Annotated in this window: 26 protein-coding genes and 2 tRNA genes; 5 read left to right on the top strand and 23 right to left on the bottom strand. The window is 57.1% G+C overall.

Annotated features, from left to right (window positions below):
• Window positions 1-4: 4 nt before the first annotated feature.
• The 14 genes from ACFSYH_RS05920 to ACFSYH_RS05985 all read right to left on the bottom strand — a co-directional run bounded on the left by ACFSYH_RS05920 (window position 5) and on the right by ACFSYH_RS05985 (window position 7,824).
• The gene (locus ACFSYH_RS05920; protein WP_377465765.1) at window positions 5-382 is read right to left on the bottom strand and encodes a hypothetical protein; all 378 of its coding nucleotides are present in this window, start codon (window positions 380-382) and stop codon (window positions 5-7) included.
• Window positions 382-687 (bottom strand): hypothetical protein, encoded by a 306-nt coding sequence (locus tag ACFSYH_RS05925; RefSeq protein WP_377465766.1) that lies wholly within the window; start codon window positions 685-687, stop codon window positions 382-384. Before ACFSYH_RS05925 ends, ACFSYH_RS05920 begins: the two co-directional genes overlap by 1 nt.
• Entirely contained in the window at window positions 687-2,288 is a 1,602-nt protein-coding gene (locus ACFSYH_RS05930) for a phage major capsid protein (protein WP_377465768.1), read from the bottom strand. The genes ACFSYH_RS05925 and ACFSYH_RS05930 overlap by 1 nt, the downstream gene beginning before the upstream one ends.
• Entirely contained in the window at window positions 2,269-3,393 is a 1,125-nt protein-coding gene (locus tag ACFSYH_RS05935; RefSeq protein WP_377465770.1) for a phage portal protein, read from the bottom strand. Before ACFSYH_RS05935 ends, ACFSYH_RS05930 begins: the two co-directional genes overlap by 20 nt.
• Window positions 3,394-3,441: 48 nt before the next feature.
• Window positions 3,442-4,872, bottom strand: a complete 1,431-nt coding sequence (locus ACFSYH_RS05940; protein ID WP_377465773.1) for a hypothetical protein — start codon at window positions 4,870-4,872, stop codon at window positions 3,442-3,444.
• Window positions 4,869-5,183 (bottom strand): hypothetical protein, encoded by a 315-nt coding sequence (locus ACFSYH_RS05945; RefSeq protein ID WP_377465775.1) that lies wholly within the window; start codon window positions 5,181-5,183, stop codon window positions 4,869-4,871. Before ACFSYH_RS05945 ends, ACFSYH_RS05940 begins: the two co-directional genes overlap by 4 nt.
• A 98-nt stretch (window positions 5,184-5,281) precedes the next feature.
• Complete coding sequence (locus ACFSYH_RS05950; protein WP_377465777.1) at window positions 5,282-5,590, bottom strand: HNH endonuclease; 309 nt, start codon at window positions 5,588-5,590, stop codon at window positions 5,282-5,284.
• Window positions 5,587-5,790, bottom strand: a complete 204-nt coding sequence (locus ACFSYH_RS05955) for a hypothetical protein (RefSeq protein WP_377465778.1) — start codon at window positions 5,788-5,790, stop codon at window positions 5,587-5,589. The genes ACFSYH_RS05950 and ACFSYH_RS05955 overlap by 4 nt, the downstream gene beginning before the upstream one ends.
• A 5-nt stretch (window positions 5,791-5,795) precedes the next feature.
• Window positions 5,796-6,080 (bottom strand): hypothetical protein, encoded by a 285-nt coding sequence (locus ACFSYH_RS05960; protein ID WP_377465779.1) that lies wholly within the window; start codon window positions 6,078-6,080, stop codon window positions 5,796-5,798.
• Window positions 6,081-6,530: 450 nt separating this feature from the next.
• Window positions 6,531-6,779: a hypothetical protein gene (locus ACFSYH_RS05965; RefSeq protein WP_377465780.1), complete on the bottom strand. Its 249-nt coding sequence runs from the start codon at window positions 6,777-6,779 to the stop codon at window positions 6,531-6,533.
• A complete protein-coding gene (locus ACFSYH_RS05970) occupies window positions 6,776-6,982 on the bottom strand; it encodes a hypothetical protein (protein WP_377465781.1) in 207 nt (68 codons plus the stop codon). Before ACFSYH_RS05970 ends, ACFSYH_RS05965 begins: the two co-directional genes overlap by 4 nt.
• Window positions 6,979-7,380: a hypothetical protein gene (locus tag ACFSYH_RS05975; RefSeq protein ID WP_377465783.1), complete on the bottom strand. Its 402-nt coding sequence runs from the start codon at window positions 7,378-7,380 to the stop codon at window positions 6,979-6,981. Before ACFSYH_RS05975 ends, ACFSYH_RS05970 begins: the two co-directional genes overlap by 4 nt.
• 20 nt (window positions 7,381-7,400) lie before the next feature.
• The gene (locus ACFSYH_RS05980) at window positions 7,401-7,634 is read right to left on the bottom strand and encodes a hypothetical protein (RefSeq protein WP_377465784.1); all 234 of its coding nucleotides are present in this window, start codon (window positions 7,632-7,634) and stop codon (window positions 7,401-7,403) included.
• Complete coding sequence (locus ACFSYH_RS05985; protein WP_377465786.1) at window positions 7,627-7,824, bottom strand: helix-turn-helix domain-containing protein; 198 nt, start codon at window positions 7,822-7,824, stop codon at window positions 7,627-7,629. The genes ACFSYH_RS05980 and ACFSYH_RS05985 overlap by 8 nt, the downstream gene beginning before the upstream one ends.
• A gap of 133 nt (window positions 7,825-7,957) precedes the next feature.
• Between ACFSYH_RS05985 and ACFSYH_RS05990 the strand changes: the two genes are divergently transcribed.
• Window positions 7,958-8,275 (top strand): helix-turn-helix domain-containing protein, encoded by a 318-nt coding sequence (locus ACFSYH_RS05990; RefSeq protein WP_377465787.1) that lies wholly within the window; start codon window positions 7,958-7,960, stop codon window positions 8,273-8,275.
• On the opposite strand, the gene ACFSYH_RS05995 is transcribed toward ACFSYH_RS05990, so the two are convergent.
• The 8 genes from ACFSYH_RS05995 to ACFSYH_RS06030 all read right to left on the bottom strand — a co-directional run bounded on the left by ACFSYH_RS05995 (window position 8,241) and on the right by ACFSYH_RS06030 (window position 16,088).
• A tRNA-Arg gene (locus tag ACFSYH_RS05995) sits at window positions 8,241-8,313 on the bottom strand. The two genes, ACFSYH_RS05990 and ACFSYH_RS05995, sit on opposite strands and share 35 nt — an antisense overlap.
• Before the next feature lie 52 nt (window positions 8,314-8,365).
• Window positions 8,366-8,701, bottom strand: coding sequence for a hypothetical protein (locus ACFSYH_RS06000; protein ID WP_377465788.1), 336 nt, complete (start codon window positions 8,699-8,701; stop codon window positions 8,366-8,368).
• 113 nt (window positions 8,702-8,814) lie between these two features.
• A complete protein-coding gene (locus tag ACFSYH_RS06005) occupies window positions 8,815-9,507 on the bottom strand; it encodes a DedA family protein (RefSeq protein WP_377465790.1) in 693 nt (230 codons plus the stop codon).
• A gap of 337 nt (window positions 9,508-9,844) precedes the next feature.
• Window positions 9,845-10,873 carry an ABC transporter permease gene (locus ACFSYH_RS06010; RefSeq protein ID WP_377465792.1) on the bottom strand — a complete coding sequence of 343 codons (1,029 nt, stop codon included), beginning with the start codon at window positions 10,871-10,873 and terminating at the stop codon, window positions 9,845-9,847.
• A 27-nt stretch (window positions 10,874-10,900) separates the two neighbouring features.
• On the bottom strand, window positions 10,901-11,911 hold the full coding sequence (locus tag ACFSYH_RS06015; RefSeq protein WP_377465794.1) for an ABC transporter permease: 1,011 nt from the start codon (window positions 11,909-11,911) through the stop codon (window positions 10,901-10,903).
• Window positions 11,908-13,467 (bottom strand): sugar ABC transporter ATP-binding protein, encoded by a 1,560-nt coding sequence (locus ACFSYH_RS06020; protein ID WP_377465796.1) that lies wholly within the window; start codon window positions 13,465-13,467, stop codon window positions 11,908-11,910. The genes ACFSYH_RS06015 and ACFSYH_RS06020 overlap by 4 nt, the downstream gene beginning before the upstream one ends.
• A 74-nt stretch (window positions 13,468-13,541) precedes the next feature.
• The gene (locus tag ACFSYH_RS06025) at window positions 13,542-14,543 is read right to left on the bottom strand and encodes an ABC transporter substrate-binding protein (RefSeq protein WP_377465798.1); all 1,002 of its coding nucleotides are present in this window, start codon (window positions 14,541-14,543) and stop codon (window positions 13,542-13,544) included.
• A 42-nt stretch (window positions 14,544-14,585) separates the two neighbouring features.
• Window positions 14,586-16,088 carry an alpha-N-arabinofuranosidase gene (locus tag ACFSYH_RS06030; RefSeq protein ID WP_377465800.1) on the bottom strand — a complete coding sequence of 501 codons (1,503 nt, stop codon included), beginning with the start codon at window positions 16,086-16,088 and terminating at the stop codon, window positions 14,586-14,588.
• Between the two features lie 391 nt (window positions 16,089-16,479).
• On the opposite strand from ACFSYH_RS06030, the gene ACFSYH_RS06035 reads away from it, so the two are divergent.
• Together ACFSYH_RS06035 and ACFSYH_RS06040 are read left to right on the top strand one after the other, a co-directional pair.
• Complete coding sequence (locus tag ACFSYH_RS06035; protein WP_377465802.1) at window positions 16,480-17,460, top strand: LacI family DNA-binding transcriptional regulator; 981 nt, start codon at window positions 16,480-16,482, stop codon at window positions 17,458-17,460.
• Between the two features lie 649 nt (window positions 17,461-18,109).
• Window positions 18,110-19,162, top strand: a complete 1,053-nt coding sequence (locus ACFSYH_RS06040; RefSeq protein ID WP_377465804.1) for a hypothetical protein — start codon at window positions 18,110-18,112, stop codon at window positions 19,160-19,162.
• A gap of 132 nt (window positions 19,163-19,294) precedes the next feature.
• Here the strand turns inward: ACFSYH_RS06040 and ACFSYH_RS06045 are convergent.
• Window positions 19,295-19,367 (bottom strand) — tRNA-Arg (locus tag ACFSYH_RS06045).
• A 249-nt stretch (window positions 19,368-19,616) separates the two neighbouring features.
• Here ACFSYH_RS06045 and ACFSYH_RS06050 point away from each other — a divergent pair.
• Both ACFSYH_RS06050 and ACFSYH_RS06055 read left to right on the top strand, forming a co-directional pair.
• Complete coding sequence (locus ACFSYH_RS06050) at window positions 19,617-20,396, top strand: ABC transporter ATP-binding protein (protein ID WP_377465806.1); 780 nt, start codon at window positions 19,617-19,619, stop codon at window positions 20,394-20,396.
• Window positions 20,393-21,730, top strand: coding sequence for a hypothetical protein (locus tag ACFSYH_RS06055; RefSeq protein ID WP_377465808.1), 1,338 nt, complete (start codon window positions 20,393-20,395; stop codon window positions 21,728-21,730). The genes ACFSYH_RS06050 and ACFSYH_RS06055 overlap by 4 nt, the downstream gene beginning before the upstream one ends.
• Window positions 21,731-21,853: the final 123 nt, after the last annotated feature.

The following is a 21,853-nucleotide window of genomic DNA, read 5'->3' on the forward strand; positions in this document are numbered from 1 at the left end:
CTTTCTATCTGTCGATTTCGACCGTCACACCGATGGAGACGGCTGGAAAACTGGTGGCTCCCCCGATGACCAGGGAATAGGGTTCAGAGATGCCACCGAGTGCGAGGCGGTAGTCATCGCCCAGGTTCTCGAACACGGTTTCCGCCATCTGTTCGAGCTGATCGAGGGCGGTTTCTGGTTGCTGCGTGGCTGGTGCCACGAGGCGCAGTTCGTAGGTGATCAAGGCTTTGGTGAACACCATGCCGTCGCTGACGTAGGGGTCACCGGGTACGAGGATCGCGCACGGTGGGCGTAGTGCGGGTGGGAGCATCGCGTGGGTGTGGATCGTGGTTTCGTCCTCGATCACCTGGGCGGTGGTACGGCGTGTGGAGGTTAGTTTCATCAGAACGCCGGTACCCATCGCCGTAGCAGCGGATAGGTGGTGATCATCGGATCGAGTGGGGCAGGGATACCCGCCCCGTTCTCGGTGATCCCGCCATAGGCGGCGGGTGTCGCGATACGGCGGGCCGAGAGTTTCGAGGCCGTTTCCAGGTAGGCCTGATCCATGACCGGATCAGGCACCTGGTTTTGTCCTACGAACTTGTCCACCAGGTCCCGCGCTGCGTCCAGGTGCCCTTGGAGCACTGCGCTATCGGTGACCTGGTCCCCGATGTAGGCGCGAAACTGAGGGACAGATGGGATCGGCATCAGTCACCTGAGCCTGGGGTGATGACCACCGGGACGATAGCCTTGGGGATTTCGTGGGCGATTGCCTCGTAGAAATACAGGCTAAAGTCCTTGGACAGGTTGATGATGTTCTCATCTTGCAGGCGCGCCACCGGTGAGGTGTACGAGCGGATCGCGAGCGGGTTGGTGAACGCGGCACCTTCTGCGGCCTGCTTGAGGTTCAGGCGCACTTCCACGCCAGCCAGGTTGCCGGTCAACGCCTTGGGGCTGATCCGTCCGATAGAGTTCGTGCCGTCATCCACGACAGTCATCAACGGACGGCCCGCCGAATCGGTGAGCGTGGCCAGGGTCTTAAAGATGCCCTTGGAGGTCACCAACTTATCCAGCGGCAATCCCAGGTCGATGAACTTTTCCGCTGCGTCGATGATCGCCTCAACCCACGCGGTGTACGTGGTGCCTGCGCCAGCCGACACGGTGTTACCTGCGGCAGTCTCGCGGGTCACCGCTGCGGCGAACGCGGCACGCTGGCCGATGATCCGGCGACGCGCTGCGGCTAGAGCGAGGGCGCGTAGTGCGGTGTCGATGTAGTTCACACTGGACCGCTCGATGAGTTGGCGGGTCAGTGAGGTGTATCCACCGTAGGTCTTGACTTCTGCGGACTTGGTTTCCAGGTCAACCTTGCCGTAGGCCAGATCGTCACCTTCGTTTTCCTGCTCGGTGACCGTGGTGGTGTCGGACTTGAGTTGACCGTATTCCAGGGTTAGACCAGTGGCAGGCAACTGTCCGGTGGAGAACACGTCCGAGAGCGGATTTGGGGTTTCGATCAGACGGGTGAGGTCGCCTACCCAGGTGTCCTTCATGATGGTGTCAGTGGTGGTCGCCCCCGTGTAGGCGCGTTCCAGCATCTCGGTGTACTCGGCGCGGGCTTCGTCACCGTCTGGTGCGATAGCAGCCTTGAGGAACTCACCAGCGCTGCGGAACTGGGATAGTGGCGCAACATCGGTCGCGCTGGCGGTGTCGATTTGCTGGGTCAGCAAGGTTTGACCACGCTTGAGGTCTTCGATTGCTTCATGCAGCGGGGCGAGGGTTTCGGGGTCCATGCGTGTGTTCTCCATTTCGATGGTGGGTGGTGGTGTGGTCTGGTGGCGCACCTCGGAAACAGCAGCGCCCTCGTATGCGGGGAAGTTCACGAGGGACACTTCCCGCACACGAATCTTTGTGCGAATGATCTGAGCCACCTGGTCTTTGGTGGCCTTGACCTCACGGTGCTCGATAGGCTCAAACCCGATGGACAGCCGGTCGATTACGCCGTCACGCAGGAGGATGTAGGCTTCATCGCCACGAGCCGTGCGCGACAGGTAGCCGGTAATCTCCCAGCCCTCGTCGGTGTCTCGGGCGGAGATGACTTTCCCGATTGCTTCGCGGTGTTGCCAGAAAATCTTGGCGTCATCGGAATCGACCACCGCGCCGCGCTCGACGGATTCGTCGTACTCGGTGCCATACCACCAGTCGCGCACGCGGGTGGGCGTGTCGTAGGGCACCGCAATTCCGGTGAATTCACGGGTTTCCTCGTTGAACTCACGTATCAGGAGGTGGGCGCGTTCAAGCAGTTTCGTTGACATGGGTTTCCTTCGGGGCAGGTAGGTCGGTGCGCGGTGGCATGTGCTCAATGTCGCGTGGCTCGTCTGGGTGCATCCACCCGCCATCCAGCGCGAGTTTGTACGTCTCGTAGCGGGTCTTGGTGTCAGAGCGCAGGAGGGCTTCGACGTTGAAGCGCACTTCCTGGGTGCCAGGCACCAGGTCCGTCAGCAGGTCCTCAATCGGTTTGAGGTAGGCCATGAGCGTGAACCTGGTGAACCCGATCCATTCCTGCTCGACGTTCTGATACGTCATGCCAGAACCTTCGACCGCTGCAAGCATCAGCGAGGCGGGCACACCGAGCAGGCGGGCCACATCGAGTACCGTGAGTTGGCGGGTCTCGACGTACTGGGCGACCTTCGGGGTCATGATGATCGGCGTGTAGTTCAACCCGTGGCCGAGCACGCGGACTTTCGCGTCAGCGGTTTCCACCCAGTGGTTTTTGTAGGCCAGAGCGTCCTCGTTGTTGAGTTCCTGGTCCGTTGAGAGCACACCAGAGGGCACGTCATCGTCGCGGAAAATGTTTGAGGTGTAGTCCCGCAGGTCCATTGCGCCGCGCAGTTCGGGTGTGCCCGCTTCGATAGGTCCCAGGCCCCGCTTGCGGCCCGGCACGGGCACGAACTTTGCGTGCACGATCTGGGTTGGGGTGTATTCGTCGCCCTTGTACCCATACCGGGTGCGGCCTCGGTCATCCTTGTAGACCTGGACCTCATGGGCGGGCAGTACCTCGGCGGTCAAGATCGAACCATCTGGGCCGGTGTTCTTGCGCACGAACAGGTTGCCGTTAAGGGCCAGGTTCATGATCGCGGTTTGAATCCACTCACTACGCGAGATGCTGGTGTCCGGCTTACGCACGATGGACGGCTGGACCGGGACCACTTGCCCGGTCGTGCGCTGGTACGAATCCAGAGACAACTGGCCACCAGCAGTGGTCAAGACCTGCACCGCACGGAACACCGCGCCGAGTCCGAGTGGGCTGGAACCGGCTGGGGTGCGTGGTGGCGGCTTGATCCCCGCCTGCGGGTCTTTTTCACTCTCGGAGCGCGTGAAACCCAGCCACGCGGCAGTACGTTCAACCCAGTTGTGCATGTGCACAACTTTGTGCTTATGCATATCCCTTTGTCAAGGGTCGGCGTGTCACCACATCTGCAAACCGATATTTTTGCCCGCGCCATAGACCGCGACGTGTGCGGCTATCAGCGAGGGGATCGCCGAGCGCGAGCGGCGACGCGAGAGGGTGGCCACGTCCCCCGCATAGGTTTCGACGGCGTATTTGATTTCCTCAACGATCTGCGTCGAGTCACAATGCGCGAGTGCGTCCAGCTCGACGTGTTCCTTGAACGATGCCCACGACAGTGCGGACGTGCGTCCGTCGAGCACGGTCACGCGGTGGCCTTTGGTGGCCAGGCGGGCGGTCACCAGGCGGGCCGGTCCCCCGTCATCGGCATACATGGCTTTGGGGCGAGTTTTCTTGAGCAGTTCGAGCAGCCACGGCGCGAGCCAACTCGATCCTTCCCGCTGTTCGAGCAATACCAGGTCGATCCGCGCACCAGACCGTTTCGCGAGATAGACACTCGCGTAGGATTCGTCAATGGCCACGTCATAGGCCAACGTCCATTCACGAATATTAATGTCCTCGGTGAATTCGACTGTGCCCTTTTCCCACTTCTCTAAATTGATGACGGTTTTCTCACTGTATTTCGTGGGGATATTCATAAAGCCGCGTAGAAAATCCGCATGGGAATTGTTTTCGGGTTTTGCTTCCTCGGCAAGATCATCGAGCGTAATCAAACCTTCCAGGCCGGGGTGGAACCCCCACGAGGCTGGATCGTAGGGGTCATCGTCTTCATTCATCGACCATTCGAAGTACGCGATTCTTGAATTAGGGTCAAGCGTCGCGGCCCGGCCCTTCTCGCGCTGTTCTTCCCACCAGGTTGAGTCCACGTCACCAGCAGCCGAGAACTTCCACCACTGGCGCGCACCCCTGGTTTGCTGGGCTGGACGCACTGCGTTCCCCAGTTCCACCCCGGCTTCTGGCGTGAACTTCCAACATTCATCGGTGTGGACGATCTCGGGTGTTTCACCGTGGATCGCGTCGCGGCCTGGTGCAAATGGGCAAATCTTAGACCTGTTCGGCCAGGCCAGAGATTCATCGCCTTTCGAGCGTTTGATGTTGGCGAACTGGAACAGCGCGGGCGAGGCTTCCAGATCGCTCACCAGGTCATTCCAGCGGGCTGTGGAGTACTTACCGAGCTGCGCACACATGAACGCGCTAATGTCAGGAGTCGCTAACGTGCGCTCAACCAAGGTGGGACGCTGGAGCACGGTCTTACCCGTCTGGCGCGGCATCGAGATAATGATTTCTTGATACCGGTATTTCAAGTGCGAGCCGGGCGGGTTGAGTTCGTTGGCCACGTCCGAGATATACCGTTGGTAGGAAAACATCGGCTTGCCCATCGAGGTAGCGATTGCCGCGACTTTGTGACCACGCGTGACCAGGTCGGGATTACGGCGCGTCGCGTACTTTGGCGGGTGGGGCAGATCCTCGGGCAGGATGATCCCACTCACCGGTCGGCATCTTCCAGCGAACTGACCAGACGGTTAAACGAGTCATCGACTGCGGCCTGGACCGTGGGCAACCCGTCAGCAGTATCGAGAACCTTCGTATACAACTGCATTGCCGCAATGGAGAGTTTATCTTTACGAAACTCATAATCCAAGGCACGCGCACCCTGCATAATTAATTCAACTTTCAGCGCGTGCGTCCCATCAAGCGCGCCATGCGCGTGAAGGGCTTGAATTGTCTTGTATGCGGCCTCGGCAATAGAACCCCCCAACATCTTGTCATCGGGCATTTCGAAAAGTGCCGGGTTATCCATGCTTCACCTCATATTCTTGTCTATTTCGATTTCTAAACTTTTTTTCAGAGCATTTCAGGGGGAACAGGACACGCGGGGGGTGTCCTGGGGGGTGGCGGTCAGAAAAACCCGGCCCGCAACCCGGACGCTCTGGCCGGGCGGGACCGGAACCGGGCCAACAGGGCCGGTGTCAACGGGCGGTTGCCACGCCGGGAGTTGCAGCGCTGATGCGCTGGCCTGAGGTTGCCCATGTCGTTGGTGCCGCCCTTGGAACGCGGGATCAGGTGATCCACTGATGGTCCATCTGGGTGGCGCTGACCGAGCAGGCGCACGTCGATAGGATGCTGGCACAAGTGGCACTGACTGCCATAGGTGGCCAGCACCCTGCGCAGTAGCACTTGAGCGGCGCGGCCAGACCACCGGGTCATTCGCGCACCTGCTTGAGCCGTGCCGAGAGCGCTTGAGCCTGCTCGGACAGATCAGCCAGGTCCACAGCAGCATCAGCCAGCGCTTGAGAACCACCATCGAACGTGGCATTGAACAGGTGGCAGTGCGCGTCCGTGAGGCGCTGGACAGCATCACGTAGATGGGTCTTGGCAATAGCGAGTTGATCAGTAGCAGTCAGCATGGCGGTTAGTCCTCTACGAGTCGAAGGGTGTGATAGTCGAGCGTGTCCTGAGCACCCACCACAGGACGCGAGGCGGGCGGTGGTGGCGTGGCCAGCGAGTGACGGCACAGGGCACAGGCCGGTAGCCCCTGCGAGGTAGTACGGGACAGGTCTTCCCCGTGCTGGCAGATCGGCCTACCCTGCTCGATAGCCACCGTCAGGGCGCGAGGATCGAATGCAGGGTGACCATCTGGCTTTGTAGGTTGCCCACAAGTAGGGCAGGTACCGTGGCGGCTGGTCTTACTTCCCATCTGTTCATCTCCTTACGTCAGGTCGTGGCTTAGTCGTGCATACCTATGCAGACCGCTACGCGGGCAGTCTCACCAAGCGGAAGGGCAAAGCCCTAAATCTCTCGGAGCGAAGCCCACATGCCCTTTTCCCGAGACCCATAGCGCCATATCCCCTCTGGCCATACACAAATAGACCCCCATGTGTTCGTGGGTGTCTTGATATTGGGTATGCCCGATTGCACGCTTCGCGACGCTATGTAACCGGTGCCCGTGCCGTTCACGGGACAATGCTTATGCCGGACCCCACTGAGTTACGGCTAGGGGGCAGGAACGCCGGGAACGCTGGGTTATCTCTCCCAGATCGTTGAATCCAAAACCCCACACACGCGAGCGATTTCGTGTGTGAGGCATTGCAGCCAACGAGGACTGTTCCCGCGCCGGTGGAAGGCGGCACGACGCGGGAACAGGGTCTTAGGTGGGTACCTTTTCGAGGTCTTCCGTGGACACGCAGAGCGAGTCGTCTGGGTCCCATTCAGGCGCGACGGTTATCCAGCCAGGGCCGTGGACTTTCAGCACGCAATAGACGAATCCGGTGATGCACGAGACCACAACATCCCCCACAGCAAACGGCAGCTTAGAGAAGGGGCACAACATGACGTGTTGTGCGTTCTCTGGGTCTTCGCACCCAGGGCACTCGCGCACATCATCGAGCGCGGTCATTTCTTCGCCGCCTTTCGAGCAGCGGCACGCTCTGCTTTCAGGCGCTCGTTGCAGGACGGGCATATGTCCTTGCCACCCTCGGCACGCACCCAGCCGGGTTCGTCCGTCTTCATCCAGCGACGTATCCCCGTGCCGTTTGACTGGGGAAAATGCGGGCTGTTGGTGTAGCAGGTATCGCACCTGATGTAGGTGACGGCGGTCATGACTGACCGCCTACGGTGAACTCCAACATCCCGTCTGGCATACCGCGCATGATCGCACGCGGCAGGGGGGACAAAGCCATGAAGACTTCATCTTTTTCATAATCGGTTTCGGCTTCGGCATATACCGCGTTCACCGCACCGCGGTCATTGTTGAGGTGGGCGAGTACAAGGCGGGCGGCGCGGGCCTGTGGGATAAAGATGCCCTGGGCCGAGTGGTGCAGGAGTTCGAGCCGATGTGCTTGATCTACGGGTGGTAGAGCATCCAAAATGCCTGCGGTGATGAACAGCGTGTACATAAAAACGTTGGTGATTTCCACGCCACCGTCTATAAAATGCCTGACTTTGTAGGCGATGAGAGCCTGCGGCCCCTCCATCAAGGTTTGCGCGAGGTCGTTCAACTGGTCACGGTCGAGAGTCTTCATCGCTCGTACACCGCGCCTTCAGGCGTGATCATCAGATTCACACGCGACAGGGCCGAGGACTGCCCGTGCGCGGCTTGCCAGTCCGCGTCACACGCGGCCTCGATGGTGAACATACGGTCACGGTCTGCGGTGCGGAGGGTCGCACGGCGGCGAGCCGTGTGGGTGGTCAGGTCGTTGGCGTACTTCAGATCGTGCTCAACGCACGCTGGAAGAATGACTACGTTACTCATGGTTCGCTCCTTGGGTGTCTTTCAGTGCTTCGATCTGGCTGCGGTCAAACAGGTACGAGCCAGTAAGTCCGGGCAACTGAGTAACAGGCGCGATTACGCCGCGCTTTACCATGCGTAGGATCGTCGAACGATCTACCGAGAGGACCTCGGATACTTCACGCGCTGTTAGCAGATTCCCAAACTTGTGCATGGCACAACTAAACATCATCGTTTTGCGTTGTGCAAGTCCCAACTTTGTGCGCGTCGAGGTTGTGGGCAAGGTTTGGCATATGCCCAAATGCCTAAACTTGTGCAATCTTGCGAGATGGAGCAAAATTGCTCACATGAGTATTGATGCTTTCGCGGGCAAGATTCCGCAATTCACAATGGGCGACCGACTACGCAAGGCACGCGAGCAGGCAGGGCTTGAGAGTAGCGAGTTTGCAGACGAAATTGGCGTGTCACGGAATACGATCACGAACTACGAGCGTGACAAGGTGGCACCGCGCAAGATCGTCTTGAAGGCGTGGGCGCTGCGCACGGGTGTACCGATTCAGTGGCTAGAAACAGGAATAGCCCCGTCCCCAAATCCCGATGGACTTGAAAACGCGGCTATTTCCGACAGTGTGCGCTCGAAGGGATTCGAACCCCCAACCTTCTGATCCGTAGTCAGATGCTCTATCCGTTGAGCTACGAACGCCCATTCAACTCGAAGGTTTCCCCGTGTTGAACCTCAACCAGTCTACTGCCTTTCACAGGTGAATAGGAACCAAATTCCCTAAACGCGAGGAAGGCCACACTTGTGTGGTGACAGCAGCGCTTTCATGCGTACTGACCGCAGCGGACGGAGCGGTTCGGGAATCGACCGAACGCATCACAAAGATCGCTGCCACGAGCATCACCGCAATCAGGAAGATCGCTCGTGCCACCTCTTGCACGCTCTGAAGACGCCGTGACGTACCAGCGTAGTAGGTGCGGCTGACAGACTCGTCGAAAAACTCAGGGTAGGCCTCATCGCCGCTCGACAGCGCACCAAACGAGTTCGATTGGAACGCGCTCCAACTCTCGAACTGGTCTGGAACACTCATACATCCATCTTTGCGTAGGCTCCCAGACTTTTCATCCACCTGGGGAGGGGTAAAGTCCCCTGTCCGTACGTCTGAGGTCGCACGCCGAATGCTATGCGTCAGGTGATCGCGAATCAGGGGGTCTGCGTGCTGTCTGATTCGCGGCGTTGACGCATCAGCTTGCGAAGGCGAACCACCACAAACCATAGTACGAGCACTGCGATAACCACGAGAACCAGGTTGGACAGCACGCCGCTCCATTGCTCAAGCACCGGCTTGATGGCTGGGCCGAAGGCGAATCCAAGACCGACCCAGATTGCGTTCCACACGCCCGAACCGATCGTGGTGTAAAGCGTGAACTTCCAGAAGTTCATCTTCTCGATACCAGCGGGGATCGAGATGAATGAGCGTACAAGCGGTACGCACCGTCCAAGGAGCACGGCCAGTCCGCCCCATTTGATGAAGAAGGCCTCGGCCTTGTCGAAGTCCTCAAACTCCATGAGCGGGATGCGTCCGACAAGGGCACGGGTACGGTTGCGACCCAAGGCGGCACCGATCGCGTACCAGACCCACGCACCGATCAAGGCACCAAGGGTTGCGGCCAGCCAAGCCAGCCAGACATTCATGCGCCCGTCATACGCTAAGAACCCAGCTCCCGGGAGTACCGCCTCGGACGGAATCGGCGGGATGAAAGTCTCGATGAACACTGCGAGACCAACCCCAACCTCCCCGATCGTCTCCATCAGGTTCAGCACCCAGCCGATGAATCCGTCGTATCCGGTGTCGGGGTGATACTGCTCGGAGGCGATCCGAAGGGTATTCAGCACAGTGAGGCTCCTGTAATGTCTGCGCGTTTTGGTCAATTGATAGCGGATGATCTGTTGTCACGGCTCAAAGCCCTCATCCCGCGCATGAAGCGCCTCCCCCATGGTACGCAGCAAGAAGCCAGCAAACCTACACATCCACAAGACCTTTACTTACACCACTACGAAAGCTCCCATCATCCAATGGATACATTGGAGTGCTTCCCCAACAGCAGAAACGGTAGTGGCGCAGGCTTGGCTACTCGCCAAACCTGCGCCTGAATGTACCGGACGAGTTACACATACCAATCTGTTCTGAGATTACGTTGGATGCTCACCCTTGCCCTACCAAAGCCCGTAACTATGTTCGGCGTTTCTTGCTTCCCAAGACCGCTCGAGCCTGCACAACGACAACAGCGAGGACAAAAAGACCGCGGATAACATTCTGGAGGTACGTGTTGATCTCAATCCCCATTCCGTTGACGTAGTTCAGCACTTGGAATACAAGTGCGAGCAAGGCAACACCTGACAGAGTTCCGGTTATAGTTCCTTTGCCTCCGGTCAACAAAGTTCCACCCAAGATTACGGCTGCAATCGCTGTCAGCTCCCATCCCTGAGCTTCAAGAGGGTTTCCCGTTGTGGTTTTGGCTAAAAGAAACACGCCAGCCAACCCTGAGAGACCGCCTGAGATCGAGAAAACAAAAAAATGTACAAGCGGAACCCGTAGGCCCATCATCAACGAGGCCTGTTCGTCGCCTCCTACTGCAAGAACATGGAGACCGAAACGTGTTCGAGTGTAAACAAACCACGACACAATGCCAATAGCTGCGAAGACAATGAAAACCAGTGGAACGATCCCCAGTTTCGTGTTTTGAAAGACAACCAAACCAAAATCGCGATCAACTGGAACACGTCCACGATCTGCCATGATCAGTGAAAGTCCACGCAGAGCCATCAGCATGGCCAATGTGACAATAAATGATGGCAGCCGACCCCAAGCGACAAGCGCACCGTTGATCGCGCCGATAAGAATCCCAAATCCGATTGCACCAAACAGTGATAGCCACGCGCCGTATGGCGCCAGAAGTGCTGCAACGATACTCGATGCAACACACACGCCCGCCAACGAGAGATCTATCCCCCCGGTGGAGATCACAAACGTCGCACCGATCGCCATGAGACCAATGCAAATCAGATCTTGTGAGCCCAGCATTGTTGACACGTTGTAGGGATTGAAAAACCGAGGCATGAAAACAGCCAAAAGCACAAGGACTGAACTAAGCATGAAAACTGTGCTATTGCCCTGAATCAAAGTTCGAAAATCTCGAAATCTTTCGCGCGTTTTCAATTTGGCGTAGCGCGATTGGGTTTCCCGTTCGCTACGTTCCATTTCATTTACCATGATTTTGTATCCTGCCTAACTCTTCCGGCGTAGTTGGCTGGCAACAGCCAGGAGAATTACTCCGGCTTGCACTAATGACGAGATCTCGGTCGCGATGTTGTGGCTTGCCAGTGTGTATGAAAGCAGCTGCAATAGTGCGACTCCGCCTATCGTCCCCAAAACACGAGGTTTACCTCCTGTGAGCGAGGTTCCGCCGACCACCACGGCACTAATAACCGTGAATTCATAGCCGAGGCCTAGGTTCGCGGTATCAACAGTTCCATTCACACCAACACTCAAAACAGCGGCAAGTCCAGCCAAGGCAGCGCTTGCCATGTACACCGTGTAGGTGACACGGCGAACGGGTACTCCTGCGAGTCCTGCAGCTATGCGGTTACCGCCCACAGCGAATACCTGACGGCCAAAGACAGTCTTTCGATTCATCCACGTTGCGAGTACAACGACGATCACCATCACCCACGCCATAGTGGGTAGACCCAGAATGGTTCCACGCCCCAGGTTCAGGACTTGAGAGTTGGTGATTTCATAGAGACGTCCACTTGTCATAAGCTGCGCCAGCCCACGTCCCGTAATCATGACGACGAGTGTCGCGACGATTGGTTGGACGCGCAAGTTTGCTACGAGGAAGCCATTCGCAGTTCCTAGCACAGCTGCCGAGAGCATCGCTGCCGTAAGTACTACGATCAGGCCCACCACTGGCACGGAAGTAAGTCCGGACCACGAGGTGATGATGGCCCCAGAGACCGCACCCGCAACAGCCATTTGAGACCCAACGGAGAGGTCTATCCCGCCTTTGGCGATGATGAATGTCATTCCCACGGCACAGATCGCGACCGTAGACATTTGTCCCAAGTTAGTCTGGAGCGTCTGCCACGACAGAAAGCCATTGCTTGCTACGACGTTGAACGCGATAAGCGCCGCAAGAGCGATCCAGATTCCGTTGCGGGAGATGAATTCCAAACGACGAATACTACGTTGTCTACTGACGCCCTGAGCGTTAGGCGCCGTCACAGTCGATTGAGTCATCGGATATCCCCTGTCTTGCTAACATCTGCCCCCGTGTCACCTGATGCCATGTAGAGCATAAGTTGACCGTTGGTCACTGTTGAAGCGTCAAGGAACGCTACAGTTTCACCGTCTCTCATAATCATGATTCGGTTACTTCCCTCAATGATTTCCTCCATCTCAGAAGAGATCATGATGACGCCTCGATCACGATTGTTAGCGACCATGGAGGAAATCATTCGTTGAATCTCAGCTTTCGCCCCGACATCGACTCCACGCGTTGGTTCATCGAGAATCAGTATCTTTGGCTCAAGCACCAGTGAGCGTGCCAGAAGAACCTTCTGCTGATTTCCACCAGACAATTCATTCACTGGTTGTTGAGGACCACTGGACTTCACACCGAGCGAGTCGATCATTTCGGCAACAATCTTCTCTTCTCGGTTTTTTCTGATTACTCCGAAGGTGCTGATTCGGTCCAAAATGGATAACGTAATGTTCTCTGAGATCGACATCGGACCTACGAGTCCACTGACCTTACGATCTTCAGGCGTAAGAGAAATTCTCTTCTTCAGTGCGTCTCTCGCAGAACGCGGCTTGTACGGAGTTCCTGACAACTCCATGTCACCGGAGTCGATAGCCGACATTCCGTATACAGCCGCAGCTAGTTCGGATCGGCCAGAGCCAAGGAGTCCAGCGACACCCACTACTTCTCCGGCGTGCAAGCTAAGCGCAGCGTCGCGGCACAGACCTCCGGATGAGACACGTCGTACATCTAGGAGTGGTTCGACTCCCGGCTTCGGCGCTTTCGGCCGTTCAAATGCGGTTTGTCCAGACGCCTCAATTTGGCGCGGGTCTTTGCCTAACATTGTCGCGACGAGTTCGATACGGCTGATATCGGCCATAGGACTAGTGCGTACAGTACGTCCATCCCGCAAAATAGTGACCTTGTCACATATGCGGTAGAGCTCATCCAACTTGTGACTGGTGAATATGACAGATACACCATCCTGTCGCAGGTTATCGATAACCTCGAAGAGGGTGTCGACCTCACGATCATGAAGCGACGAAGTTGGCTCGTCCATGATGACGAGTTTCGAGCGAAACGATAATGCGCGCGCTATGGCGACCATCTGCTGTGCAGCGGTACTCAAGCGTGCAAGAGGCAGACGTGGATCAACATCGATGCCGACCCGCGCTAGCAAAGTCTTAGCCTCTTTATCCATGCGGCTTCGATTGAGGGCAGAGAAACGCGTAGGCTCTTGCCCCAAGAACACATTTTCTGCCACGGATCGTAGTCCAACGAGATTTATCTCTTGATAAATCGTACTGATTCCCCCACGCTGTGCTTCGTAAGGGGAACGAAAATTGATCGGCTGGCCGCAGAACTCTATCTTTCCGCCATCTCCAGTGTATATACCGGTCAGAGTCTTAATTAACGTGGATTTCCCAGCCCCGTTCTGACCCATCAGTGCATGGACTTCACCGGGGTAGACGGTGAGGCACGCGTCGCTGAGTGCAGTGGTGCCTGAGAAGGATTTTTGTAGCCCCTCAATGTGAAGGAGTGGTTCTTGATCCATTTGTTTCTCAGTTCTCTTGGAAGTGCGCGGGCTTTATGACTCAGCCCGCGCACTTACCGCGTCAGTTGCGGAGGTTAGAACGCGTTGGCGAGTTCCGCTGGCGCGTTCGTTGCATCGAAGAAGTTGTCATTGTTGACTTGTTCAGGATCGACTGCTTGACCACTTCCGTACGCTTCAATCGCATCCATCAGTTTCGGGCCGAAACGTGGGTTGCACTCTGCAGTCGCGCCGAGCGTTCCGTCGATGATGGCCTGGACCGCTTCTTTCTGGCCATCCACTGAGACCGTCACAATCTCCTGCCCAGGTTTCTTTCCTGCTGCTTGCATCGCGGTGATGGCCCCGAGCATCATCTCGTCGTTGTGTGCGAACACGCCGTCCACGTCTGGGTACTGCTGGATGAGCGTTTCCATGAGCTTTCGACCGTTGTCTCGGATCATGTCACCGTCCTGCGCGGCAACGATCTCGATGTTGGTTCCTTCGATAGCCTCAAGGAACCCTTTGTGACGGTCATCAGCGGCGGACGAACCCGTCGTTCCATAGAGCTCAATGATCTTCCCTGAACCGTCAAGTTGCTCGGCCATCCACTGTCCTGCTGCTCGTCCTTGTGCTACGAAATCGGATCCGATGAACGCGACATAGTCCTCGCCCGGAACCGCAACTGATTCGTCGAGTTTCCTGTCAACGATGAATACTGGGATTCCGGCTGCTTTTGCCTCAAGAGTCACCTCAGCCAAAGGCTTCTCTTCGCGTGGACTGATCACGATGACGTCAACGCCTTGTCCGATGAGCGACTGCACATCACTGACTTGTTTTGCAGTTGATCCTTGGGCATCGGTCATGACGAACTTGTGTCCGCGTGCTTCGGCTTCTTGTTTCAAGGAGTCGTTGAGGGCGATTGTCCACGGGTGATCCGACTGCTGCGCTGCGAAGCCGATGGTGTAGGTGTCCTTTTGTTCCAAAACAGGAAGTGAACCTGCACCTGTTGGGGATGCGCTGTTTGGGCCGTCAGTGCTGGTGCATCCTGTCAGAGCCAGAGCTCCGGCGAGAATGACAGCGATCATTTTTCTTTTGTTCACGATGTGAACCTCTCTGTTCTTCGTGTTAGTTGGGTTGCAAACTCAGGAAAGAGGAATCCGCATGAGTGTGATGGAGTGTGGCGGGAACTCATAGTTGTCCAGTTCCGAGGCTTGAACCTCGGTCTCTTGCGTTGCCACGTCGGTCCGCTCGAAGTCATTTTGTGCGTCAGGGTTTGGACCCGTGATTGTGGATACCTTGACCGGACCCGTGCCCTGCGACTCAAGAATCTCGACTCGCGCCTTTTGCGAGTTCTGATCGTCGTGGTTGACGACCGCCAAGGTCAGTTCACGGCCAGATTTATCGATGGAAGCTACCGTGTCTAGGATTTGGAATGGACCCATGTCTGCGACAGGGTGCTTCCACAGCCAGTGATCCCACTCGGGGCGTTCTTCCAGTTCGTGTTGCGGCCCATCGTGTACCCATGTGTCAACGACAATGTCGCGGGTATGGGTTGCATAGGCTTGGAACGGATAGTAGATGGTCTGCTTGAAGAGACCGTCCTTGTTGGTAAAGATTGGCGCGATTACATTCACCATCTGCGCGAGGTTTGCCATTCCGATGATGTCTGCATTTCGCAACATGATGTTCATGTAGGTCGCGACCGCCAGTGCATCGGAGAGATCGTATCGTTCCTCCAACGGCGGTTGATCAGAGGGAGCAAAGATGCCCTCTGTGTATCGGTACCACACATTCCATTCGTCGTAGGAGATAGTGATCTCCTTATCGAGACCTTTACGGTAGGTCACGTCTCGAATCAACTCGCGCATACGTCGCAGCGCGCGTTCAGCCTGATAGGGCGCATACTGGTTCACCCAGTAGTTGGGCGAGCCGGTGTAGGTGTGAATCGAATGCATGTCGACGACATCAGCGAGGCCTTCTAGGACGATTCGGTCCCATTCCGAAAGACCATCTTTACCGCATCCGATCAAAGTGATACTTGGGTCAGTCCGGCGCATTACTGCGGCAAACTGGCGAGCTTTCGTGACGTACTCCTCCGGCGGGAGGCTACCAATTTGGTACTCGCCGTACATCTCATTACCCAACGCCCAGAGCTTGACACCGTATGGTTCGGGATGGCCGTTCGCAGCCCGCTTGTCAGCCCAGTAGGTGCCGACTGGTGCGTTGCAGTACTCGACCCAACCCTGAGCTTCGTCGAGTGATCCCGACCCCATGTTGATGCAGAGGAATGGCTCGTAGCCTTCTCGCTCACACCACTGCAGGAAGTCATCAGTTCCAACCTGGTTGGTTTCTGTGAGATGCCAAGCCAACTCAATCCGGACTGGACGTTCCTCTTTGGGGCCGATTCCATCTTCCCAGTGATAGTTGCTGACAAAGTTTCCGCCCGGCCATCTCAGCACGGGAGTGTTGAGTTCTTTGAGAGCAGCAGCGACATCTGTCCTAAAGCCAAACGAGTCGGACTGGCTGGAGTCAGGATCGTACAGGCCGCCGTAGATACTGCGCCCTAGGTGTTCGACGAATCCCCCGAAGAGGCGGGGATTAACTCTACCGATTTCACGTTTGGCGTCAACGCGAATGGTGGTCATGACATCTCCTTCGATGCTTTACGTAATTTGGGCGTGGAGGCCAACTTTGGCAACCCACATGTAGTACGTTAACACTGAAATTGTCGTACGCATACCAACGTTACACATTTGTGACGTGTGCTGTTATTGCGCGGATTCTCGCGGCTGGTATACGTACGCCAAACAAATTTGCACAAGTCGGACGAGCCAAGGCCATAGAATGAATAGCGACTCGTTCAAACACTGCGGGGACACCGCACCCATCCCCAGGTGCTGTTATGCCTCTAGGCTCAACGCGCTGAGCAACTACGACCACGATGAAGGAACATAGGCACGCGTCAGCGTTGCCACAACAACTGCTGAGGAGTAAGAGTTGGCCAAGAATGATGGGGCCGCGAGGCGACAACCATCCATGCGTGACGTAGCTCAGGCTGCCGAAGTCTCGGTGCAAACGGTGTCGCGGGTGTTGAACGGCAAGGACAACGTAAGTTCTCAGACTAGAGACAAAGTCAACGCAGCCATCGAGACTCTGAACTATCACCGCAACATCGCTGCGCTTTCCTTGGTCACCAACAACTCACTCGTCATCGGTGTAATCGACTTCAGCCAAGCACCGACAGGAAGTTCCGAGATAATCCGATCAGTCCAACGCGCGGCCTATGCTCGGGACTACTTCGTGAGCTTGGCCCATGTCGAGAATCTGAGCGCGAAGGGCGTCAGGTCCGTCATCAGTTCAATGCTGAGGCAATCAGTGGCGGGAATCGTGTTCGTGGCTCCGTACTATGAGGCACTGAGCACTATTGACGATCTCGACTTGGACACTCCCTTTGTTGTGGTTGCCCCTGATCGAAAGTTCGACTACCCCTCGGTCAGCCTGGACGGTACTGCGGCTGCGAGAATTGCCATCGACCACTTGACCGCGCTCGGACACAAGCGCATGGTGCACCTCTGCGGGCCACTCGATTGGGTGGATGCCACGGTGACGATGGAGAGTTGGTACAAACACATTCAAGCCCATTCGCACCCGCTTTTCCCCACGTATGTTGGCGATTGGACGGCACGCTCGGGCTATGAAACAACCTTGAAAATACTGGCGGAAACCAACGCAACGGCCATTTTCACCGCCAACGATCAAATGGCCCTTGGCGCGATCTGCGCGGTCAACGCCAGTGGGCTCCGCGTTCCTGAGGACATCTCAATCATCGGATTCGGCGATCTACACGATGCCGAGTACTTCTCGCCCCCATTGACCACGATAAAGGGTAACTACGACAGCGTCGGGGAAGCAAGTATCGAGGTGCTCATCGACGTGATCAACGGTGTCTCCCGGAACTCCATTTCCTTCGGCCTCGAACTCATCGAACGCAGTAGCACGGCTCCCCCCAAATCATGACCTACCATCCTGTCAGTGGAGGCTCGAACATAGTTTCGTGCGCTGCCTGCGGTGTAGCGTTCTCCAGTGAGTGTGGGAAGACAGCACGCTGAAGACCTAGGTAGGTCAGGACCAAGAACCCTCACGGCGAGGCGATGGTGCGCAAACTACGGTGCACTTGCTTCAGATGACGCAACCCGATCCAACGGAAGTGCCAGCGCGATCAAGACGAACGCCAAGCTATCGGTGAGGCTTGATGCAGCATCGCTCCCCAGAACACACTGAAGGAATGTCCTAGGGACGCTCACTCAGCACTAACCGTCACACCAGCAATGACTCATGGGAGTGAGCTGGGTGCAGAGGGCGAATGAAGTCGGCGTCTTGGTCAATTGATAGCGGATGATCTGTTGTCACGGCTCAAAGCCCTCATCCCGCGCATGAAGCGCTTCCCCCATGGTACGCAACAAAATCGCACCCATGTGGGCCCGCACAAGACCTTTACGTTTATCGCGCAATAGCCTCATTCACACAATGGTTAAAAAAGCAATAGACAAACCGTCATTTCGCCTCCATCTGAAGTATGATTCTCGGCGAACTAACGGAAAAAGCCTGTTTCACCTGCGGTAATTAACAGATATGCTTAAGCGTCTGATACGTACTAGGAGTACACATGAAAAATCCCCCACGACGCTTTACCGCCGTCGCTGTGGCAGTTTCTCTTGCGATTGCTGGGGCACTCGTCACCGCCCCAATCGCTCAGGCTGCAACCAGTACAGGCACAGTCGCAAAGCCCGCAGCAAAAACCAAGATCACGGCCCAGCCGAAGTCAGCATCTGCTGTTCCAGGGAAGACCGCCAAGTTCACTGTCAAGGCTTCTGGCCAGTCCTTGAAGTACCAGTGGTACTCGAAGAAATCCGGTTCAAAGAAGTGGCAGAAAGTCTCCGGCAGCGCGGCCAAGAAGGCAACCTACTCGGTCAAAGCCACCACTAAACTCAACAAGACCCAGTACCGCGTAGTTGTTACGGGCAAACAGGGCAAAGCCACTTCCAAGGCCGCAACCCTTTCTCTGATCGCAAAGCCAAAGATCACCACCCAACCGAAGTTAGCATCTGCGTACAGCGGAGAGTCTGTGTCTTTCAGTGTGAAGGCTTCGGGTATAGGACTCTCCTATCAGTGGCAGGTAGATAATGGCACTGGTTGGAAGAACATTTCAGGTGCGACCAAAGCCAGCTACGGTTTCACGGCAAAGTCCGCACTCGAACTGAACACGTACCGCGTGGTGGTAAAGAATCCCGCCGGTTCAGTGACATCGGATGCGGCACTGCTTTCCGTTCTCTCCACCGTAAGCGACCCAATGGAAACTGAGCAGTTTTTTTGGCTGTGGAGCTGGGTGGGTGTTCTATTCGATACCTGGCAGGAAGACGATGAGTACGATTCAACGTATCAAGATCTTTGGGGAGAGTTGAGCATCACGAACATCAGTGATTACACCCTTGATGCCTACGACTATCTTGGAATCTACTACCTGGGAAATGACGGAGAGTTCTACGGTGACGGCGGGTACGAGGTTACAGGCGACATTTGGAACACCGTGCCATTGGCACCGGGTCAGTCCGATGCATTCAAGGTCTACGCCAACGTCCCTGACCATGCAGTTGGAGGCGGCGTATGGGTGTTCTACGACGATACTGGCGAGATTATCCAGTACGTTGAAGGATTCTAAGTGTCCTAGCAACTAGGTAGGGTCGAGGGCAGTCCTCGACCCTACCTGTAGCTCACCATCGAAGTACGGTTTTCTACGTGCTCAACGCAAATAACAAAAGACCCACTCAGATTCGCTGAGTGGGTCTAACTGTGCGCTCGAAGGGATTCGAACCCCCAACCTTCTGATCCGTAGTCAGATGCTCTATCCGTTGAGCTACGAACGCCCGGCCGATTGGCCAGATAAAACATTACCGGCTTTTGTCTGGTCCCCCAAATTCCCGGCGCGTGACACGCAACACTCTCGGCCACTGAGCCTGTGAACTCCTTGGCAGTAGACCCATGAACTGCACCTTTACCCCTCGTCTGCTACTTGAGTCGTACCGTTGAGTCCACTCCAAGGAGCAGACGCGACGAACCCATTTCCGTCCCGTGCACGATGTGCACACCCGCCTTACACCGAAAGAATCAGGAACATGAATTACTCCTCCGCTCCCCTGGCCGCAACAAACCTGGTTAAACAGTATGGCCCCCACACCACCGCTCTTGCGGGCGTGAACCTTACCGTTGAGGCCGGTGAGTCCCTCGCAATCATGGGGCCGTCTGGATCCGGTAAGACGACCTTGCTGCACTGCCTTGCGGGCATCATCACTCCAACCTCGGGTGACGTGCGTTGGCGCAACCGCGAGCTGTCCTCGATGCGTGATGGCGAACGCACGACCCTGCGGCGCACCGACTTCGGTTTTGTGTTCCAGTCGGGCCACCTACTACCGGAACTGCCATGCGTCGAGAACGTTGCCCTGCCGCTCATGTTGAACGGCATGGCCCGCAAGGATGCCGTCCAGCAGGCGATGCCAATCCTGCACCAGTTTGGGCTTGGCGGCATGGAACACCGACGTCCTGGGGAACTCTCGGGCGGACAGGCGCAGCGTGTCGCGATTGCTCGTGCGCTCATTGCATCGCCGGGCGTCGTGTTTGCCGACGAGCCGACCGGTGCTCTCGATCAGGGCACGAGTGCCGAGGTCATGCAGATCCTCACAAGTGCCACGCAGGCCTTTGGTGCGTCACTTGTTGTGGTCACGCATGACCCAAACGTTGCCCGCTGGTGTTCGCGCACCATCCAGATGCAGGACGGTCTCATTGTGGCTGAGCATCACGCGCCCACCGGTGCAGCGACCTCTACGGCAGGTCCGGAGCAACCCGCACCGGCGGCACCGCCAGCGCAGTCAACACAGCAGTCTGGCGGCGCGGCATGAACGCGATCCAACTGTGGTGGTTCATGAACCGACGCACGCGCGAGGCGGCCAGACATTCGAAGGACCCTGCCAGCATCACCTCGCTGCTCACGGTGGTTGCGTTCGCATCGGTCACTGCTCTGCTCCTGATCGTCGTGGGTGGTATCGCGGCGTTCGAATTCCGCGCCCACCAGCCCGGTGCCACCTCGAACTCTCAGTCGTACGTGGCGTTCGCATACATCGCAGGAGCGCTGCTCCTTGTTCCGCTCCTGACGATGGGTGGTGCCGCGGCCCGTCTCGTGGTGGCTCGTAGAGATGAGCGTCTGGCCCGGTTGCGTCTGGTTGGCGCTACGACGGCGCAGATCACGGTTCTTTCCGCGCTTGATGCTGCAACCTCGGCATTCATTGGCATGTTGTGCGGCGTCGGTGGCTACTTCGCTCTGATTCCTGCGATTGGTTTGATCCCGTTCGAGGGCCGCGGCTTCACGTTCTCAGAGTTGTGGGTTGGCCCGGCTCTCCTGGCGGCGGTTGGTCTTGGTGTGATCGTGCTGGGCACTGTGTCGGCTCTCGTAGGGTTGCAGCGTGTGGTGGTGAGCCCGCTTGGTGTGGCTCAACGCCAGTCAACCCCGGCGCTCAAGGCGATCCGCATTCTTGCGGTGGTCCTTGCGTTCGTCGGCATGGTCCTGGCGACAAAGACCTCGCTCGCGTCGTTCCTGTTCATCGGCATCATGTTCGCGGTCGGTTTGGGCACGCTCAATCTCGTGGGCCCGTTCGTAATGGGGATCGTGGGTCAGTTTGCCGCGTCACGGGCGAAGACCTTGGACGTGTTGCTCGCGAGTCGCCGCATCATCGACGATCCGAAGACGGCGTGGCGTTCCGTTGGCGGTGTCGCGTTGGCGACCTTCATCGCAGGATTGGCGTCGGTCATGACCCTGTTCTCGGGCTACGAGGGCCGCACGCCGGAGGACGTCATGTTTGCCACCGACATCTCAACGGGTGGTTATCTGACCCTCGCGATTGCCGGTGTTCTGGCCGCGATCTCCACGGGTGTCACGCAGGCTGGTCGGGTCATCTCTCAGCGTGAGCAGTATCGGTTCCTCCATCTTGCGGGTACGGGCGTACCCACGCTTGAGAGGGCGCGGATCAAGGAGACCACCATTCCCATGATCGCTGCCGTCGGCACGGCTCTCGCTCTGTCCGCGTTGTTCCTGGTGCCGATGTTCGGTGCTGGGTTGTTCCAGAATCCGCTGGTTCTGGTCCGATTTGCCGTTTCAGTGGCCTTTGCGGTTGGCCTTGTACTCGTGGGGACCTTGGCGTCACGCCGTCTCGTGACGGCGGTGGCACGCCTTGACTAGCGCTTCGTAGGTGAGTGGAGGAAGCGCCCAGTCGAGGCGCAACGGGTGCGGTGGCCTTGAAAGCCACCGCACCCATTTTCGCGTCATTTAGCGCGCCGCTATACGGCATTGGATTACCGACGA

The organism is Populibacterium corticicola (assembly GCF_042683685.1).
In the GTDB taxonomy this organism is placed as follows: Bacteria; Actinomycetota; Actinomycetes; order Actinomycetales; family Cellulomonadaceae; genus Timonella; species Timonella corticicola.